Source organism: Corallococcus llansteffanensis, assembly GCF_003612055.1.
GTDB lineage: Bacteria > Myxococcota > Myxococcia > Myxococcales > Myxococcaceae > Corallococcus > Corallococcus llansteffanensis.
On record NZ_RAWB01000151.1, the window covers coordinates 1 to 18143 of the forward strand.

15 protein-coding genes are annotated in these 18143 nt (G+C 72.8%); 8 read left to right on the forward strand and 7 right to left on the reverse strand.

All coding sequences use genetic code 11. The annotated features are described in order from the left end of the window. The 4 genes from D7V93_RS16370 to D7V93_RS16385 form a co-directional block, all read left to right on the forward strand. Positions 1 to 2606: penicillin-binding protein 1A (locus D7V93_RS16370; protein WP_341870934.1), on the forward strand; the 2606-nt coding region annotated here is incomplete at its 5' end. After that, a complete protein-coding gene (locus tag D7V93_RS16375) occupies positions 2603 to 3955 on the forward strand; it encodes an FG-GAP repeat domain-containing protein (protein ID WP_120644304.1) in 1353 nt (450 codons plus the stop codon). The genes D7V93_RS16370 and D7V93_RS16375, both read left to right, overlap by 4 nt. Continuing rightward, positions 3952 to 5319 carry an ABC transporter substrate-binding protein gene (locus D7V93_RS16380; RefSeq protein ID WP_120644305.1) on the forward strand — a complete coding sequence of 456 codons (1368 nt, stop codon included), beginning with the start codon at positions 3952 to 3954 and terminating at the stop codon, positions 5317 to 5319. Before D7V93_RS16375 ends, D7V93_RS16380 begins: the two co-directional genes overlap by 4 nt. Before the next feature lie 166 nt (positions 5320 to 5485). After that, positions 5486 to 7135: an ATP-binding protein gene (locus tag D7V93_RS16385; RefSeq protein WP_120644306.1), complete on the forward strand. Its 1650-nt coding sequence runs from the start codon at positions 5486 to 5488 to the stop codon at positions 7133 to 7135. A gap of 102 nt (positions 7136 to 7237) precedes the next feature. Here the strand turns inward: D7V93_RS16385 and D7V93_RS16390 are convergent, their stop codons facing one another. Together D7V93_RS16390 and hpf are read right to left on the reverse strand one after the other, a co-directional pair. After that, entirely contained in the window at positions 7238 to 9331 is a 2094-nt protein-coding gene (locus D7V93_RS16390; RefSeq protein ID WP_120644307.1) for an MXAN_5187 family protein, read from the reverse strand. A gap of 160 nt (positions 9332 to 9491) precedes the next feature. After that, entirely contained in the window at positions 9492 to 9854 is a 363-nt protein-coding gene (hpf, locus tag D7V93_RS16395) for a ribosome hibernation-promoting factor, HPF/YfiA family (RefSeq protein ID WP_120644308.1), read from the reverse strand. 159 nt (positions 9855 to 10013) lie between these two features. Here hpf and D7V93_RS16400 point away from each other — a divergent pair, with 159 nt between their 5' ends. Both D7V93_RS16400 and D7V93_RS16405 read left to right on the forward strand, forming a co-directional pair. Next, positions 10014 to 10376 (forward strand): response regulator, encoded by a 363-nt coding sequence (locus tag D7V93_RS16400; protein WP_120644309.1) that lies wholly within the window; start codon positions 10014 to 10016, stop codon positions 10374 to 10376. Positions 10377 to 10456: 80 nt separating this feature from the next. Further along, a complete protein-coding gene (locus D7V93_RS16405) occupies positions 10457 to 10915 on the forward strand; it encodes a putative signal transducing protein (protein ID WP_120644310.1) in 459 nt (152 codons plus the stop codon). 14 nt (positions 10916 to 10929) lie between these two features. Here D7V93_RS16405 and D7V93_RS16410 read toward each other — a convergent pair whose 3' ends face one another. Next, positions 10930 to 11916, reverse strand: a complete 987-nt coding sequence (locus D7V93_RS16410) for an N-acetylmuramoyl-L-alanine amidase-like domain-containing protein (RefSeq protein ID WP_244237343.1) — start codon at positions 11914 to 11916, stop codon at positions 10930 to 10932. Beyond that, positions 11913 to 12917 carry a HEAT repeat domain-containing protein gene (locus D7V93_RS16415; RefSeq protein ID WP_208723044.1) on the reverse strand — a complete coding sequence of 335 codons (1005 nt, stop codon included), beginning with the start codon at positions 12915 to 12917 and terminating at the stop codon, positions 11913 to 11915. Before D7V93_RS16415 ends, D7V93_RS16410 begins: the two co-directional genes overlap by 4 nt. A 157-nt stretch (positions 12918 to 13074) precedes the next feature. Here D7V93_RS16415 and D7V93_RS16420 point away from each other — a divergent pair, with 157 nt between their 5' ends. Beyond that, positions 13075 to 13389, forward strand: a complete 315-nt coding sequence (locus tag D7V93_RS16420; protein WP_120612854.1) for a DUF4398 domain-containing protein — start codon at positions 13075 to 13077, stop codon at positions 13387 to 13389. A gap of 17 nt (positions 13390 to 13406) precedes the next feature. Beyond that, a complete protein-coding gene (locus D7V93_RS16425; RefSeq protein ID WP_120644312.1) occupies positions 13407 to 14828 on the forward strand; it encodes an OmpA family protein in 1422 nt (473 codons plus the stop codon). A 124-nt stretch (positions 14829 to 14952) separates the two neighbouring features. On the opposite strand, the gene truD is transcribed toward D7V93_RS16425, so the two are convergent. The 3 genes from truD to D7V93_RS16440 form a co-directional block, all read right to left on the reverse strand. Continuing rightward, positions 14953 to 15975, reverse strand: coding sequence for a tRNA pseudouridine(13) synthase TruD (gene truD / locus D7V93_RS16430; protein WP_120644313.1), 1023 nt, complete (start codon positions 15973 to 15975; stop codon positions 14953 to 14955). Further along, on the reverse strand, positions 15972 to 17288 hold the full coding sequence (locus D7V93_RS16435; RefSeq protein ID WP_120644314.1) for a DUF4388 domain-containing protein: 1317 nt from the start codon (positions 17286 to 17288) through the stop codon (positions 15972 to 15974). The genes truD and D7V93_RS16435 overlap by 4 nt, the downstream gene beginning before the upstream one ends. A gap of 8 nt (positions 17289 to 17296) precedes the next feature. Then, a partial coding sequence (locus D7V93_RS16440; RefSeq protein ID WP_120644315.1) for a DsbA family protein occupies positions 17297 to 18143 on the reverse strand: 847 nt, incomplete at its 5' end.

Below are 18143 nucleotides of genomic sequence, written 5' to 3' on the forward strand. Positions count from 1 at the left end.
CTCCCGAACCCCTCCCGCCGGCCCCACCCGGCGCACCGCCGCCAGGCCGGCGCGGTTTCGGCGCCACGCTGTGGCGGTGGACGAAGCGGCTCCTGGTGACGGGGCTCGTGGGCCTCGTGCTCCTCATCGCCGCGGGCGTGGCCACGTACGCCTACTACAGCCGCGACCTGCCCTCCGTGGAGTCCCTGCGCGTCTACCTGCCGCCGCAGGTGACCAAGGTGACGTGCGCGGACGGCACCCTCTGCGCGGAGTTCGCGCTGGAGCGCCGCACCCTCATCCGCATCGAGGACCTGCCCGTCCACGTGCGCAACGCCTTCCTCGCCGCCGAGGACGCGGACTTCTACAAGCACGAGGGCCTGGACCCCTTCGGCATCCTGCGCGCGGTCGTGAAGAACCTCATCCCCGGCAGCCGCAAGTCCGGCGCGTCCACGCTCACGCAGCAGGTGGTGAAGAACATGCTGCTCACGCCGGAGCGCACCATCGGCCGCAAGATCCGCGAGTGGATCCTCACGCCGCGCCTGGAACAGGCCCTCACCAAGGATCAGATCCTCAGCCTCTACATCAACGGCGTGTACTTCGGTCAGCGGCGCTACGGGCTGGAGGAGGCCGCGCTCTTCTACTTCGGCAAGCACGCGAAGGACCTGACGGTGGGCGAGGCCGCCGTGCTCGCGGGCACCGTGCAGCAGCCGCACCGCATCAACCCGGTGACGAACATCACGCGCGCCAAGCAGCGCCAGCGCTACGTGCTGGAGCAGATGGCCGGCCAGGGCTTCGTGCCGCGCGCGGTGGTGGACGCGGAGAAGGAGAAGCCCATCGTGCTCGCGCCGCGCAAGGCGCCCAGCGCGGGCGCGTACTACGCGGAGGAGATCCGCCGCACGCTCGTGGAGCGCTACGGCGAGAAGACGGTCATGGAGGGCGGCCTGCGCGTTGAAATCGCGCTGTTGCCCCGGCTCCAGGCCGTGGCCGAGAAGGCCGTGCGCGACGGCCTGGAGGCGGTGGACCGGCGCCAGGGCTACCGCGGCGCCCAGGGCAAGCTGGACGAGCCGACGTGGGCCCGCTACCGCGCGCTCATCGTCCAGCGCATCGAGGAGGCCGGCCGCCGGCAGAAGGACCAGGGCTATGTCGCGGACCTGGCGCCGCTCGCCCAGGCCCCCGCCGCCGCGCCCACGCCCCAGGCCAAGGCGCTGGCGCCCGAGGCAGAAGGCGCCGAGGAGCAGCCGCCCCCGGAGCTCGCCGCCGACGGCGAGGTCGAGGAAGCGCCCCAGTCCCCCGAGCGCGAGCGCGCGGGCCGCGTCATCCTCAAGCCGATGGAGGAGGGGCTGCGCCTCACCGGCTACGTCCTGGAGGTGGACCCCAAGCGCGACGTGGCCCGCGTGGACCTGGTGGGCCGCACCGCGGAGGTGTCCTTCGCGTCCGTCACCTGGGCGCGGCAGAAGGGCAAGAAGGCGCCCAAGGGCATCGCGGACGTGTTCACGCCCGGGGAGCTGGTGTTCGTGCGCGTGCTCAAGGCGCCCCCGGCTCCGGCCTTCGTGGAGGCCACGTTGGATCAGGTCCCGCTGGTGCAGGGCGGCCTCGTGGTCATCAACCCCGCCAACCGCAACGTGGTGGCGATGGTGGGCGGCTACGACGCGGAGCGCTCGTCGTTCAACCGCGCCACGCAGGCGAAGCGGCAGCCGGGTTCGTCCTTCAAGCCCTTCATCTACGCCGCCGCGCTGGCGAGCGGCCGCTTCACGCCCCTGTCCACGGTGAACGACGCGCCGGAGACCATCCGCGACCCGTACACGGGCAAGGCGTGGAAGCCGAAGAACTTCGACGGCCAGTTCGAAGGCCCCATGACGATGCGCACGGCGCTCACCAAGTCGAAGAACACGGTGTCCGTGCGGCTCATCGAGGCCATCACCCCCGCGACAGCCATCGACTTCGCGCGCCGGGCGGGCATCCGTTCGGCCCTGCCGGAGAACCTCACGCTGGCGCTGGGCACCGGCGAGGTGACGATGCTGGAGGCCGTCAACGCGTACGCCACGCTCCAGGCCAATGGCCGCTACGCGGAGCCGCTGCAGTTGCTGCGCGTGCGCGACGCGAAGGGCACCGTGCTGGAGGAGCACCAGCCGGCCTTCGAGGAGACGCTGCCCCCAGCGGTGGCGTACCTGGCCACGTCGCTCATGCGCAGCGTGGTGGAGGAGGGCACGGCGCGGGCGGTGCGCGAGCTGAACCGGCCGGCCGCGGGCAAGACGGGCACCACCAACGAGTCCAAGGACACGTGGTTCTCCGGCTACACGATGGACTGGGTGGCCAGCGCGTGGGTGGGCTTCGACGACAACTCGCCGCTGGGCAGCAGTGAGACGGGTGGCCGCGCCGCGCTGCCCATCTGGCTCAACTTCATGCGCGTGGCCGAGGAGGGCCTGCCCGCGCGCGACTTCGAGGTGCCTCCGGGGGTCACGCAGGTGCGCATCGATCCGGCCACGGGCCTGCTCGCGGGCAACTCCGTCCCGGGGCGCCTGGAGCCGTTCCTGGAAGGCACCCAGCCCACCGCCGAGGCCCCGCCGCCCGGACAGGTGACGCCGGACAACTTCTTCATCGAGGAAGGTGGCAAGAAGGGCCTGTGAGTCGCTCGCTCCTGCCGCTGTTCCTCGCGCTCGCCTTCGCCCTGCCCTCCCGGGCCTCCGGGGCGGAAGGCGCGCCCCCTGCCACGGCCCGGCTCGCCCAGGCCGTGGCGGACGCGATCCGCGCCGCGCCCGCCGAGGCGCCCGTCGCGGTGTCCCTGTCGGGTGGCTCCGCCGAGCTGCGCCGTGCGTTCGGGACGCTGCTGGCGTCCCGGCTCGCGGCTCAGCAGCTCGGGCCCGTGGTGCTGGAGGTCCCGCCCGAGCGCGCCGAGGCCACCGCCCGCGAACAGGGGGCCCGCTCGCTGGCGCGGCTCACGCTGGACCTGGAGGGCGGCGAGCTGGTGGCGCGCGGTGACGTGCTGGGCACGTGGGTGAACTTCTGGTCTGGCCGCACGCCCACGCGTCCGCCGAAGCCCGCCGCCGCCGTGGCCGAGGGCGTGGAGGCGGATGCCTCCGTGCTGGCGCTGGCCGCGGTGGGGGCGCCGTCCCCAGGAACGCCGGGGCCCGGGTCGCCGCAGAAGCGGACCGTCCGGTTGCTGGGCGCGGTGTTCGCGAGGCTGGAGACGCCGCTGGCCGCGCTGGCCGCGGGCGACCTGGACGGTGACGGGCGCGACGAGGTGGCCGCGCTCACGGCGCGCGAGGTGGTGGTGTTCGGCGCGGATGGGCGGATCCTCGCGCGGAGGGAGCTGGAAGGGGCGCCCTCGACGGCGACAACGCGCGAGCCCTTCGGAGCGCTGGCGGTGCTCACGGGGCCGCCGCGCCTGGCCGCGTGGAGCACGCGGTACGCGAGGGGCGAGGTGCTCGTGTTGGACAAGGCGAAGGGGACGCTGCGCCCTTCGGGGACGCTGGAGGCCGCGCCGCTGGGGACGTCGGAGCGAGGGGCGTTCGTGCCGGGGCAGACGGTGTTCGCGCCCGAGGTGCGGCTTGGGGATGGGCGTGCGCTCACCGTGCCCGCGCCGTTCGGTGCGGCGAGCTTCGCGGCGCCGCGGATGTTGTTCGTCCACGCGGACGGCACGGCGTCGCTCTATGCGCGTCCGGCGTCCGCGCCTACGCGGCTGGCGGGGCTGGGCGTGGGCAGCGCGCTGGGGGACCTGGATGGCGACGGGGCTCCGGAGCTGCTCACCACGTCGCCCCAGCTCCAGCCCTCACCGGAGGTGCTGCGCGTGCTGTCGCTGGCGCCGGACGCGCCGATGGCGCACGAGCCTCTGTGGCAGGGCGCGCTTCCGGCGGGCCGGGCCTTGAACGTGGTGACGGCGGATCTGGACGGTGACAAGCGCCGCGAGGTCCTCGTGGGTTCCTGGAAGCCGGACGGCACGAGCGAGCTGTTCCTCCTGCGGCAGGGTGCACCGTGATGATCCGCTCCGCCCTCGCGGGCTTCGTCCTCCTCGCCTCCACTCCGACGCTGGCGGCCAGCCGGCCCCGTTACGGAGGGGAACTGCGCGCGGCCCATGCAGGCCCGCCGGAGATTGGAGAGCCCGCGCTCGCCGACACGCCGATGGAGGCCGCGCTGCTGGGGCTGCTGACGCGGCCCGTGTGTCGCGTGGACGCGGACGGCCGGGTGCGTCCGACGCTGGCGCGCGAGCTGTCGCGTCCCCTGCCCCAGGCCCTGCGCGTGACGCTGCCCTCCGCCGCCACCGCCACCGCGGTGGCCCGGGCGTGGACGCGGCTGTCGTCTCCCGAGGCGCCTTCGCCCTACCGCGCGCAGCTGTACCCGCTGCGCGGCGAGGGCCGGCAGGTGACGTCCTCGGGTGTGACGCTGGAGCTGGCGCTGGCCTTCCCGTGGCCGGACCTGGAGCGTTCACTCTGTCACCCGGCCCTCGCTCCACCGCCGTCGCCCGCGTCGGGGCCGTTCAGCGCGGCGGGGAGGGGGGTGCTGGAGGCGCAGCCCGCGTGGCCGGAAGGCCGGCCGTACCTGGACCGGCTGGCGCTCACGGCCACGGATGAGCGGGGCCTGACGCGGCTGTGGACGTCGCGGCAGGTTCAGGTAGAGCTGGGCACGCCGCCGGACAACGACACGCTCACGGGCGCGGCGCTGTATGCGACGTATCTGGCGTATTCGCCCCGGAAGGTGCCCGCGGACTTCCGTCAGGCCATCGAGAGCGCCATCGACCGCGACGACCTCACGCGGCTGTTCGTGAAGGGGCCCGCCGTGCCCATGGCGAACCTGCTGCCGCCCGCGTTGCTGCCACAGGGCCCCAGGGTCCGGCCTCAAGCCCCGCCCGCGGGTACCGCGCGCAAGGTGACGCTCGCCTACGACGCCGCGCTGGCGGATCAGCGCGCGGTGGCCGAACGGATCCAGGTGAAGTTGCACGAACAGGGCTACACCGTCGCGTTGGAGCCCCAGTCGCGCGCCGCCCTGCGAAGCCGTCAGGCCAAGGGCGACTTCGAGTTGATGCTGAGCGCGCTGTTGCTGCCCCCCCTGCCCGGCCCCGCGCTGGCGGTGGTGCTGGAGGCGGGCGGACGGCGAGACCTGCTGGGCGTGGAGCTGCCGCCCATCGGGGCGCTGACGGACGCCGGGGCCCGCGATGCACGCAGCCGTGAGCGTGCGTTGGCACTGGCCCCTTCCGTGCCGCTCATTCCCCTGTACGCACAGGGGCTGGGACTGCGAGCGGCGCCAGAGGTGACGGGCCTGGTGCTGGATGCGCAGGGCCTCCCGGTGATGGAAGGCGCATGGCTCGCGCCCGCCGAGGCCTCCGGTGGTGGAGGCCGACCGTGAGCGGCGCTGAAGCGCGGGTGCGCACGACCGACGCAAGCCAGCTCATCGGATGGCACAGACCGACCGTGAGCCGCCCCACTGCGAACAGCCGCGGGGCGGATGCGCACCGGAGACCCGGCGCGCGGAAGTCAGCCGCGAACCGCGTCACCGCGAAAGAAGCAGCCACATGCGGCTGAGGACCCGGCTCGCGCTCGCCTTCGCCCTGCTCGCGCTGGTGCCGCTGGCAGTGGTGGTGCCCCTGACGCTGACGCGCCTGCGCGACACGCTGTCGCGCGAGCTGGACGCGCGCATGACGGCCGCCACCGCCTCCGCGCAGGAGTCGCTGGAGCGCTCCGCCTCCAACGCGCGCCGCGCCGTGGAGGAGCTCGTGGAGAGCCCCGCCATGGAGGACCTGGTGCGCGAGGCGCGCGACCGCCCCCTGCGCGCCATCCAGGCAGGCACCGCCGAAGGCCTCATGAAGAGCCGGGGCCTCACCGTCCTCGCGCTGTTCGACCGCAATGGCACGGTGCTGTCCTCCGGACACCTGCCCGCCCGGCGCGGCGACCCGGACGCCGTGCTGTTCGCCGTGACGAAGGAGCGGTCCCCCAGGCCCGTCCCGGTGCGCGTGGACGTGCGCGGCGACGCGGGCCTGCGACAGGTGCCCGCCCTCGTCACCGCGCGGCCCGTGGACTACGGCGACGTGCGCCTGTGGGCCGTGGGCGGCGTGGTGCTGGACGACGGCCTCGCCCAGCACCTGGCGCGCCTCACGCAAGCGGACGTGACGCTCCTGTCCGGCGACTCAGAGGTGGCGCACGCGGGCAGCGCGGCCCCTCCCACCGTGGCGCGCGTGCTGCCCCTGGGCGACGCGGCCTCGGTGCGCCTCACCTTCAGCCGCGCCGCCGCGCGCGAGGCGGAAGAAGGCGTCATGCGCGCCTTCCTCCTCCTGGCGGGCCTGGGCCTGGCCTTCGCGGCGCTCCTGGGCATGCTCGTGTCGCGGTGGATGACGCGGCCGGTGGAGGCCCTCACCTCCGGCGCGCGCCGCGTCGCCGAAGGCGCGCTGGACGTCCAGGTGACGGCGCGGGCCTCCGGCGAGGTGGGCGAGCTGGTCCGGACGTTCAACCACATGACGTCCGAGCTGAAGGCCACCACCGAACGGCTGATGGCCACCGAGCGCATCGCCGCCTGGCAGGAAGTCGCCCGCCGGCTGGCACACGAGATCAAGAACCCCCTCACCCCCATCCGCATGTCGCTGGAGACGCTGCTCGCCGCGCACGAGGCGCGCCACCCCAGCTTCCCCACCCTCTTCAAGGACAGCGCGGGCGTCATCCTGGAAGAGGTGGAGCGGCTGCGGCGCATCGTGGACGAGTTCAGCCGCTTCGCGCGCCTGCCCAAGCCCCAGCTCGCCCCGGTGGACCTGGGAGAGCTGGCCCAGGGCGTGCTCTCCCTCTACGCCACGCCCCCGGAGGGCATCCAGCTGCTGCCCGCGCTCCAGACGGGCGTGGTGGCCCGCGCGGACCGCGACCAGCTCACCCAGGTGCTCGTCAACCTGGTGAAGAACGCGGAGGAGGCGATGACGGGCAAGGGCGGCGCCCTGCGCGTGCGCGTGAAGGGCACCGACGCGGACGCCGTCATCGAGGTGGAGGACGACGGGCCGGGCATCCCCGCCGAACACCGCGCCCGCATCTTCGAGCCCTACTTCACCACCAAGGACGGCGGCACCGGCCTGGGGCTGGCCATCGCCGCGCGCATCCTCCAGGAGCACGGAGGCCGGCTGGAGGTGGGCGGCGAGCCGGGCCAGGGTGCCCGCTTCAGCGTCGTCCTCCCCCGCGCGAGCTGAACGCGGCAGGCCCGCGCGGGCGCGCCATGCAGGAAGGCCCGGCACCTCGCGAAGAGGTCCCGGGCCTTCGGGCACGACACGGTGCTGAACGTCCGCCGGCCGTCAGTCCTTGACGGGCGTGGCCTTGAGGGCGGCCTTGCCCTCCTTCACGTAGACCTGGAAGCGCACCGTCTTGCACGCGTACTTCGTGACGAGCTGCTCCTTGTTCTTGCGCAGCTTCTGCACGAACTTGTCGTACGTCAGGCCGTCCGCCAGCTCGCCGCAGCGCTCACGCGTGGTGACGAACTCGCGGAAGACGTCCTGGAAGTGCTGCTCCTCCGACAGCGCCACCGCCGCCGCGCTGTTGCCGCCCGGCAGCGGAATCGCCTGGGACGCCTGGGAGCGCGGGGGCGGCATCGGGATGGCTTCCGACGTGGGCCGCGTGCTCGCCTGGAGCAGCTCGCGCGGGATGGCCGCCACGCGCGTCGTCTCCGGATTGGAATCCGCGTCCTGCTCGGACGACTGCGCCGCCGCCAGCGCGAACGGATTGGCCGCCTGCTGGAGCGAGTACGCCGCCGTGGGCTGATCCTCGAAGGCGAACGCACCATGGCGCGGGGCCGCCTGGGCGATGGGCTCGTTCGACGGGGGCGCATGGTCGAAGGGCATCGGCGCGTTGTGCGCGTACGCCGGGGGCGGCGTGAACGGCTCCGCGGCCGGCGGCGGATGGGCCGAGGGCGGCGACGGGAACGGGAACGACTCCACCCCGGCGAACGGATCCGGAGCCGGCGTACTGAACGGGTTCGACAGCGGCAGCGGCGCGGCGGCCGAAGGAGGCGGCATCGCGAACGGATCCGCCAGCGGCGCGGCGGCCGAAGGAGGCGGCATCGCGAACGGATCCGCCTGGGCCCCCGACGGCGGGAACGGGAACGCATCCGCGCCCCCGAACGGATCCGCGACCGGCTGGGCCGGCGGCGGCGCGACCGCGCTGAACGTCTTGGACACCGGCTCTGGCGACAGGGCCGACCCGAACGGATTGGACAGCGGCTCCGAGGACGAAGCCGACCCGAACGGATCCGCCAGCGGCGCGACGGCGGCCGGCGGAGGCTGCGTGGCGGCCGGCGTGGGCTGCGCGGCGAGCGCCGCCGACCAGCCCAGCGTGTCCCCATTGCCTGCGGCGACCTCATCGTCGGAAGCCGAGCGGCGGCCTCCACCCATCAGCGCCGTCCACAGCAGGCTCAGCAGGAGCAGCCCCGCGAGCCCCACGAGCGCGCTGTGCTGGTACGCGGCCAGCGGCGCCAGCGTCGCCGCCGTCCCCGCGAGGACCAGCACTTCATACGGCGTGCCCTGCAGCGGCTGGCGGGCGCCCACCAACAGCGGGGCCTGTCCGCCCATCGCATCGCCGCTGGTGAACGCCGGCAGCTGCACCGGGCCCAGCGCCTGGAGCGACCCCGTCTCCAGCACGGTGTCCTTCGCGCCCGCGGCCACCTTGGGCAACGCGCCCTCGAGCCGCGCCTTCTCCGCGCCCACGCCGCCCACCACCTTGTCGCCCTGCACGAGCCCCAGCGCGGCCACACCGGACGCGTCCAGCGCGCCCTGCAGCGCGGCGTCCGCGACCAGGGGCGCCCCCACCACCAGCGTCACCGCCGGAGCCGGGGTCCGCTCGTCACTCCACGCGAGCGGCACGGCCGCGAAGACATGCGGCGCCCCGAAGGCGTTCACCACGGACGTGCCCGCCTTGGCGAGCGCCGGGACATCCAGCGCGGCGGCATCGGAGGAGGGCTCGGCGTCGGCGCGCGCGTGGAAGCTCGCGTCACCGGCCACCACCGCCACCACCGCGCCCTGCAACTCCTTGGGGAGCGCGGCCTGCGCGGCGGTGCGCAGGGCCCCGAAGCGCTCGGCCGTCAGCGGCAGCAGCGCGGTGGACTCCTCCGCGTCCCTTCCGCCGTTGCGGTCGCGCGGAGACTTCGCCGCGGGAGCGGGACGCAGCGCGTGCACGGCGGCGGCCACGTCGGCAGTGCCGGCGAGCTTCAGCGCCAGGGATTGGATTTCGGCGCGGCGCGCGTCCACGCGACGTGCCACTTCGCCGGTGCCCGAAGCGGCCTGGAGCGCGGCACCTTCCACCGCGCGCGCACGCTGAGGCGCCGACAGCGTCGGGAGATGAGCCAGGCCCAGTCCGAGGACCAGGAGTGCGAACAGCAGGAACTTGAGGCGGACCATCGCCGTCCTTTAGCCCAAGGGTGAGGGGATCCGCTTATAGCGTCCACCTTCCAACCCCAGCAAGGAACTGGCCCGAAGGAACCCGGGGGCCGGATGCCTGGCTGGCATCCGGAATTCCCGGGCCCTTCGCTTGTTGCCACCGCGACGCCCGTCAGGACGCCTAGTAGTTGTTCGACGCGTCCGCGTTGAGGTCGTACGGCAGGCCGTTCGTCGCGACGCTGCGCCGCCGCTCCACCGCGCGCTTGATGGCCTTCTCCAGCCGGTCACGCGTTGCGTCGATGGCCTGGAACAGCGTCTCCGCCGTCTCCGTCACGTGCACCGCCTCCAGCCCGGGCATGCGCACCGTCACCCGGCACTCCTTGTCCACGCCTCCCTTGGGCCCGTTGATGTCCACGAGCGCGATGTCGATTTCCGACGCTTCGTCCTCGGCGAACCGCTCGATGTGAGCGACCAGGTGCTCGTCCACATACGCCTTGAGGTTGTCCGTCAGCCCCAGATGCACTCCACGCAACAACACCTTCATGGAATCACCTCCGGGCATGAAGATGGGCAGTGCCCCGTCCGCCCGTGAGGGGCTTTCGCAAGCCTTCCTGCCTGCCCTCCCCCGAAGCAGCCAGACGACCGTCGCCGCGCCCGGGGCATCCCGGACGAATCCCCCGGAGCACCGCGTTGCTCTAGTCGCATGGATGGCGAGCGAATCAAGGTCCTGCTGGTGGAGGACGACGGGGACAGCCGCGAGCTGCTGGCGGAGCTGTTGGAGGACGACTTCGACGTCACCACCGCCGCGGACGGCGTGGCGGGCCTGAAGGCGTTCGAAGACACCCACCCCGACGTCGTGGTCACGGACGAATCCCTGCCCGGCATGAACGGCACGGAGCTGGCGCAGCAGGTGAAGGAGCGTGAGCCGAAGGCCCGGGTCGTCCTCGTGTCGGGCTATGCCCAGGTGGACGGCGCCGAGTACTGCGACGCGGTGCTGCGAAAGCCCATCGACGTGGAGCGCCTGAGCCGGATGGTGGGCGAGCTGGGAGACGCAGCGCGGCACTGACCCCAGGAATTCGCACGGGGGGCCGCCTGCCATCCGCGCGAGGCGTTCCTAACATTCCAGCCATCGCCCAGGAGGGCTCCATGAGGTACTGCGCTCGGTGTGGCTCGGAGTATCAGGACAGTGTCGTGGACTGCACGGATTGCCCCAACCACCCGCCGCTCGTGTCGGCGGAGGAGATGCGCGAGCGGAAGCTGCCCCTGCCCCATGAGCTGGACAAGCACCGGTTCGTGAGAGCGGGCATCGCGGACGATCCCGTCACCGCCCAGGTCTTCGCGGACGTGCTGGACGAGCAGCGCATCCCGCTCATCGTGCGTCCCGGACGCTCGGGGGTGGTGGATGAGCTGACCACCGGCAACCTGCTGCCCTGGTGGGAGCTGCTCGTGCCGGACACCGACCAGGCGCGCGCCGCCGCCCTCCTGGAGGAAGTGAAGATCCAGGGGCTCGCCACGGCGGACGAGGCCGGACGCGCCGCGGAGGAAGAGGAGCGCGAGGGGGAGCTGGGCCAGATGCCGGCGGACACCGCGCCTCCCGCCTTCTAGCCACCCCGCTGGCGTCAGGGCGTGCCGACGGCCGCGCTCCCCGCGGCGGGGGTGGGCTGCGACGCGAACGAGGGGGGCGGACGCCGGGCCTCGAAGAGGCTCACGCCCGTCACCTTCCACTTGTCGTAGCGAGCGTTGCGGGCGAGGAACGTCTCCAGGTCCTCGTCCACCACGCGGTTGTAGCCGCCCTTCGACGCGTGGCGCAGGTACGTGCGCTTCTTCTTCTGCACCACGAAGCCCAGGTGCGTGACGCGCGTGGCCTTCAGCGGCAGGTCCTCGCGCAGCACGACGAGGATGGTGCCGGAGGCCACGTTGCGCGCGTGCGTGAGCACCTTCTCCAGCGGAATCATGTTCAGGGTGAAGGTGCCCACGGGCTGGCGCTCGCGCGGCAGCTGCAGCGCCATGGACGACTTCGACTGCCAGGTGTACGGGGTCAGCGTCTTGGTGACGGCGACGGCGTCGTCCTTCGCGTAGCGCCGCGTCACGTCCACCAGCAGCCCCTTCTTGATGTTGTTGGGCAGCCACTGCGCTTCCATCAGGTGGTTGCGGTCCTCGTAGGCCGGCGTGTTCGCGTAGCGGATCCGCTCCAGCAGCGTCGGCACCTCCGGCTCGCCGCGCGCCAGGCCCAGCGCCAGCGTCTCCTCCACGAAGGTGAGGCAGTCCACCGCGTCCAGCCGGAAGGGCGGATCCGGATCCACGCCCTGGCCCTCGCCCAGGGGCGAGATGACGTACGGGGTGTTGAGGAACTTCTCGCTCATCCCCAGCAGGCGCTCGGCGAGCGGAGACTCGGCCTGATCCGCGATGAGCGCCGCGCGCTGCTCGGGCGTCAGGGGCTTCCAGCCGTTCTCCCGCACGGGCCCGGGCAGCGGCATGGCGGCCTGGGGCGCGGAGAGGGACGCCGGCACCGCGCGCGCCGGGGACACCGGCGGCTTGGAGTTCGGAGCCGGAGTGACAGGGGCCTGGGCCAGCAGGACCAGGGTGCAGAGGCCCGCGAGGCTCACGGCGCCACCCCTGCCTTGCGCAGGATGGCCTTGCGCCGGTCGTCCGCGAGCTGGAGCGTCTCCAGCTCCTTCTCGTAGGTGAGCTTCTCTTCGCCCTTGGCGTTCCAGGACGCCAGCACCAGCCAGTCCAGCGCGGCCGCGTCCCCGCCCTGGTACAGCACGCGCGCGGCGGAGGCGGCGACGGTGCGGTCCGCGTCCTTCAGGAGCGGCGACAGCACGGGGCTGGCCTTCTTCGCCGGCACGCCCTCGAAGAGCGCAAGCCCCTGGCGGCGCACGAACTTGTCGGGGTTGCCCAGCAGCTTCTGGGCGAAGGCGAAGCCCTCGGGCGCACCCAGCCGGCACAGCCCCCGGGCCGCGGCGAAGCGCGTGCTTTCGGAGTCGCTGTCCAGGTACGCCTTGAGGCCGGGCCGCTGCTTCGCGTCGCCGCACGCGCCCGCGGCCTCCAGCAGCGCCGCGCGCACCTCCAGGTCCTGCTCCGCCTTCGCGGCCGTCATCAGCGACCGGCCCATCTTCGGGTTGCGCGACGCCCCCAGCGCCCGCGCGGCCTCGCGGCGCACGCCGCTGCTCTTGTCCTGGAGCAGCGGCAGCACGACGGCGGTGTTGCGGCTGCCCAGCTTCGCCAGGCCCTGCGCCGCGTACATGCGCACGGTGCTGTCCCCATCCGAGGCGAGCTTCACGAGCGTGCCCTCCCCCTCGCGCGCGCCGAGCGACGCCAGGAGCGACGCCAGGTTGCGGCGTTTGCGCTCCTCGAACGTGCTGCGCAGGAGGGGACCAATCTCCTCGGCCGCGTAGGCCTCCTGGCGCAGGTAGCGCAGGCGGGAGGCGGCGGCGGGCACGGGGCTGCCCCCGGCCACCTGGGCGAGCACGGCGTCCGCCTCCGCGCGGCCCTGGGCCCGCTTGGACGCGGACGCGGGCCCGGCGAGGCCGCTCAGGGGCAGCAGGACGGCCAGGAGCAGGATGGGGAGCAGCGGCAGGGCACGCGGCACAGGCGGAGGACGCACGGGGGCGGAACGATGGCAAGCGCGGGGCCCGCCGTCAAAGTCCACCCCTCCGCCCGGCCCCCTGCTTCACGGGAACCGCCCGATTCTTGACCCCCCCGGGGGCGATTGATACGACCGACGCCAGTCCCTTTCGCTCTGTCTTACCGAGGCACACGTGATGACGAAGCAGTCGCTCCTGATGGCGGTTGCGGGCGTGCTGACCGCATGTGGCCCCGTGAAGTCCACGTCGAACATCCTCGACGCCGAAGTGCAGATCCAGGCCGCGCGCACGGCCGGAGCGGAGAAGGAAGCCCCGTACGAGTGGACGGCCGCCAACCTCTACCTCCAGAAGGCGCGCGAGGAGGTCGGCTATTCGGACTACCAGGCCGGCGTCGACTTCGCGGTGAAGGCCTCCCGCTTCGCCAACGAGGCGCGGGAGAAGTCCATGTCCGCCGCCAACGCAGATTCCCAGGGCCGCCCCCCGAACCCGTGACGCCCGAGCGCTCCCCGATGAAGCGTCTGTCCCAGTCCGCGCTGCTCACCCTGTTGCTCGCCTCCCTCTCCTGCGTCAGCGGCAACAAGATCCGCGCCGACACGGAGGTCCTCACCGCCGACGTGGAGCGCGCCCGCAGGGGCGGCGCCCTGCGCTGCGCCCCCTCGGACCTGGCCACCGCCGAGGCCAACCTCGACTTCGCCCGGGGGGAGCTGAGCCAGGGCAACAGCACCCGCGCGGCCCAGCACGTGCGCACCGCCGATGGCGCCGTGAAGCGCGCCCTGGAGCTGTCGAAGAACTGCGCCCCGCGCCAGGTGCTGGTGCGCGACCGCCCGGAAGCCGCCCAGCCCCAGCAGCCGCAGCAGCCCCAGCAACCCCAGCAGCAGGTGGTGGTGAGCATCGAGGAGACGGACGGCGACGGCGACGGCGTGCTCGACAAGGACGACCCCTGCCCCGACCAGGCCGAGGACGTGGACGGCTTCCAGGACCAGGACGGCTGCCCGGACACGGACAACGACAGCGACGGCGTCCCCGACGCGCAGGACAAGTGCCCGCTCATCGCCGGCGTGGCGGAGAACACCGGCTGCCCGGCGGAGGCCCCCAAGGACCGCGACGGCGACACGGTGCTCGACAACGTGGACAAGTGCCCGGACCAGCCGGAGGACAAGGACGGCTTCCAGGACGACGACGGCTGCCCGGAGATGGACAACGACCTGGACGGCATCGTGGACGGCACCGACAAGTGCCCCACGGAGGCGGGCCCGCTGCAGAACCTGGGCTGCCCCATTGTCGACAAGGACGGGGACGGCATCAACGACGACGTGGACAAGTGCCCGCTGGAGCCGGAGGACAAGGACGGCTTCCAGGACGAGGACGGCTGCCCGGACCTGGACAACGACAGCGACGGCGTCCCCGACGCGCAGGACAAGTGCCCGCTGGAGACCGGCCCCACGGAGAACGGCGGCTGCCCGGATCCGGACAAGGACGGCGACGGCATCGTGGACCGGCTGGACGCATGCCCCGAGGACCCGGGCGTGAAGGAGGAGCGCGGCTGCGCCAAGCAGTACAAGATGGTCGTCGTCAAGAAGGACCGGATCGAGATCAAGAAGCAGATCCTCTTCGGGTCCGGCTCCGCGAAGATCATCGGCAAGCAGAGCACCACCATCCTGGACGACGTGGCCCAGGCGCTCAGGGACGCGTCGTGGATCCGCAAGGTGCGCATCGAGGGCCACACCGACTCGCTGGGCAACGACACCTCCAACCTGAAGCTGTCGCAGAAGCGCGCCGACGCGGTGCTGGCGCAGCTGCTCAAGCGCGGCATCGACCCGGGCCGCATGGAGGCCGTGGGCTTCGGTGAGGCGCGCCCCGTGGCGCCCAACACCACCAAGGCCGGACGCGCGCTCAACCGCCGCACGGAGTTCAACGTCGTCCGGCAGTAGCGCTGCCGCCCCGCCCCGCTCCGCCACGACGGAGCGGGGAGACGGATGCAGTCCCCCGCGCCTCCCCGGGCTTTACCGCCCTGGGAGGCGTGGTCGTTTCCGGGCCTGGGGTGGAGCGTGCGGCTCAGCCGTCCTTGAGCAGCTCGTGCAGCACTTCGGTGGCGTAGGCGCCGCGCGGCAGCTCGAACGTGAGCACCGCGTCCTCGCCGTCCACCGTGAGGTCCGGCGCGCCCAGGCGCACGCGGTACGGGCGGCGCGTGCCTTCCGTCTCATCCCCGCCGCGCACGAAGTCGCTCAGGGTGACGCCCGCGTCGACGAGCAGCCGGGCCTCGGCCTCCGCCACCTCGCCGCGCGAGGCGGTCATCTTCGGGCCGAACATGGGCCCCGCGGGGCTCACCTCGAAGGCGGCGACGCGGGGGCCATCCACCTCCGGCGCCTCGCACACGAAGAGGCCGCCCGTCTCCTCCTTGCGGAGCACGTCCCCCAGGAGCGCCGTGGCGAAGGTGCCCGCGGTCAGCCGCTGCACCAGGGCCTGATTGAAGAGGCGGGACTGGAAGGCGGACAGGTACAGCTTGCGCTGGAAGCGGTCCGGCCGCTTCGGCAGGCGCTGGCCCAGCAGCAGCATGCGGCCCAGGTCCGCGTTGTCCCCGGCCCGGCCGAAGCGCTGCTCCCCGAAGTAGTTGGGAACGCCCGAGGCGGACAGCCGGGCGAAGGACTCGCGCGCGGCGCCCACGTCCTGCACGCCGCGCAGCCGCAGCCGGAAGCGGTTTCCCTTCAGGTGCCCGGTTCTCAGCTTGTTGCCGTGCCGCTTCGACTCCAGGACGCGCACGCCGTCGAGCGCGAACTCGGGCAGGCGCGGCTCGGCGCTCGCGGGCACGGACAGCCACTGCCGCGTCACCGCCTGCCGGTCCTTCATCCCCGCCACGCCGATGTCGTCCTCGCGCACGCCCATCGCGGTGGCCAGCGCGCGCACCACCTCACGCGTGTCCCGGCCGCGCTTCTCCACCCAGAGGTACAGGTGCGTGCCCTCACCGGACGGCAGGTACGCGGGCAGCTCCTCCACCTCGAAGTCCTCGGGCGAGAGCTTGAAGGCGCCCCCGCACCCGGGCACGTCGGCGGTCAGCCGCGGAAAGCCAGCGTCCGTCACGGGGCCTCGAGCGTGGCCAGGAGTTCCTTCACGCGACGGGCCAGGTCCTCGTCCGCGCGCGACTCCAGCAGCTCTCCAGCCTGGAACAGCAGGAAGAACATCACGTCGCTCAGCGCCTGCCGGAAGGAGGCCAGCGGCTCGCTGCCCAGCTGGTCGCGGTGCCGGTCAAAGGCCTCCATCAGCCGGCCTTCCGGGAGACTGCCGTCCGCCGCGAACGCGAGCCCCTCCAGCACCGGCGATGACGACAGCGCCTGCCCGGTGAGCGCCGCGTTGGCCGCGGCGATGAACTCGCGGTCCATGCCCTGGCGGGCCACCTCGTCGCGGATCTCCCGGAAGATGAAGTTGAAGACGCGCGCCACCGGGCGGGCATCCACCGGCGCCACGGTGCGCACCGCCGGACGCGCGCGCTGCGTGGCCGCCTTCTCCGGCGCCGCGGCGGCGGGCGTGCCCACCGGCTTGTCCGACAGCGCCGCGAAGCCGCCCTCCAGCAGCCGGAAGACGACCTTCGTGATGTCGAACTCGGACAGCCGGGCCGCGTGCCCCAACTCCAGCACCGTGCGCCGCCCGTCCAGCATGGCGAGCACGCGGTCCTCGTCCTCCTCCAGCTTGCCGTCGGACGGACGCTTGCGCGCCACGTACATGCGGCCGTGGGGGATGCGCTTGCGGAAGTGCGCGAGCTCGTCGATCTTCCGGATGCTGTCCATCAGCAGGCTCTGCGTGGACAACTGGATGGAATGCCCCGTCTTGTCGTCCACGGGCTGGTCGATGAGGAAGAACGCCCCCTCGCGGCACAGCACGATGGCGTGGAAGATCTCACTGACCTGGTGGGTGACGCACTTGAACAGGTCGTGCGCCTGCAGCAGGCCCTTCTCCACCAGCGCCCGGCCAATCTTCGACGGCGACTGCTCGCGCAGCACCGCCTCCACCTGGGCCCGGTCCACGTAGCCCAGGCGCACCAGCACCTCGCCCAGCCGGTCCGCGGGCTCCTCGGACGTGGCGCCGCGCACCTCTCCCTCGCGGATCATCAGCGAGCGCTCGCCGCCCGGCGTGTGCACCCGGACGACGCCGCTCCAGCGCGACTGGCTGAGGAACGCGATGAGGTCCGACAGCGGGAAGCCGCCCGCGTCGCCCGCCAGCACCACGCGGGGCGTGGGGATGGAGCCCCCTTCCGGCGGCGTGCGCGAGAAGACGAGCAGGTCGGGCGCCGTGGGCATCAGCGCGTACGTGCCCGAGCGTCCCGCGAGCGCGGGGATGCCGGTCCGGTCCTCGGGGACCAGATGCGCGGCGCCATCGATGCGGAAGCGTTGGCTCATCCTGGGTGTCAGTCCGCGGCCCACGCGTTGTTGTTCGCGCGCCACTCCACCTCATCCTCCATGCTGTGCTCGAGCAACCCCTCCTGGAAGCCCAGGTCGTACGCGCGTCCATTGAAGAACACGGAAGGGGTGCTGTTGATGGCCGCCGTGCGCCCCTGCGCGTGGAAGCCCTCGATCTCGTCCTTGTACTTGTCCGTCTTCAGCACCGCCGCGAGCTTGTCCCCGTCCAGGCCCACCGACTTCGCCAGCGCGGGCAGCGCCTCCGGCTTGAGGTTCTCCTGCTGGCCGAAGAGCGCGTCATGCATCTGCCAGAACTTGCCCTGGTCACGCGCCCACAGCACCGCCTGCGCGGCGGGGATGGCGTTGGCGTGGATGCTGAGCGGGAACGGCAGGTAGCAGAAGCGCACCTCGCTGGGGTGCTTCTTCGCGAAGCCCTCCAGGATGGGCCGGGCCTTGCCGCAGAAGGGGCACTCGAAGTCGGAGAACTCCGTCACCGTGACGGGCGCGTTGGCGTCGCCCTGGCACATGCGGGGGTCCACCTTGAGCGGCGTGCGGGGCTCGCGGAAGGACGCGTAGTACTTGGACAGCGTGACGATGACCTCGCTCGCCGGGCCGCCGTCGGCCACCATGCGCGCGGACAGCCGGGCCATCCGCTTGGCGTGCTTGCAGGTCGTGTGCTGCTTGAGGCACGCGCCCAGGGTGTGGGGGCAGCCGCAGTAGCAGAACTCGTCGGTGAACACCGTGGACAGCTCGCGCTTCGCCGCCGGAGGCAGGCTGGAGAAGTCCATGCCGGGGATGCCGGTGAGCGCCTGGGCGGGGTCCTGCGAGGGCGCTTCGGCGGCGGGGGCCGCGGCC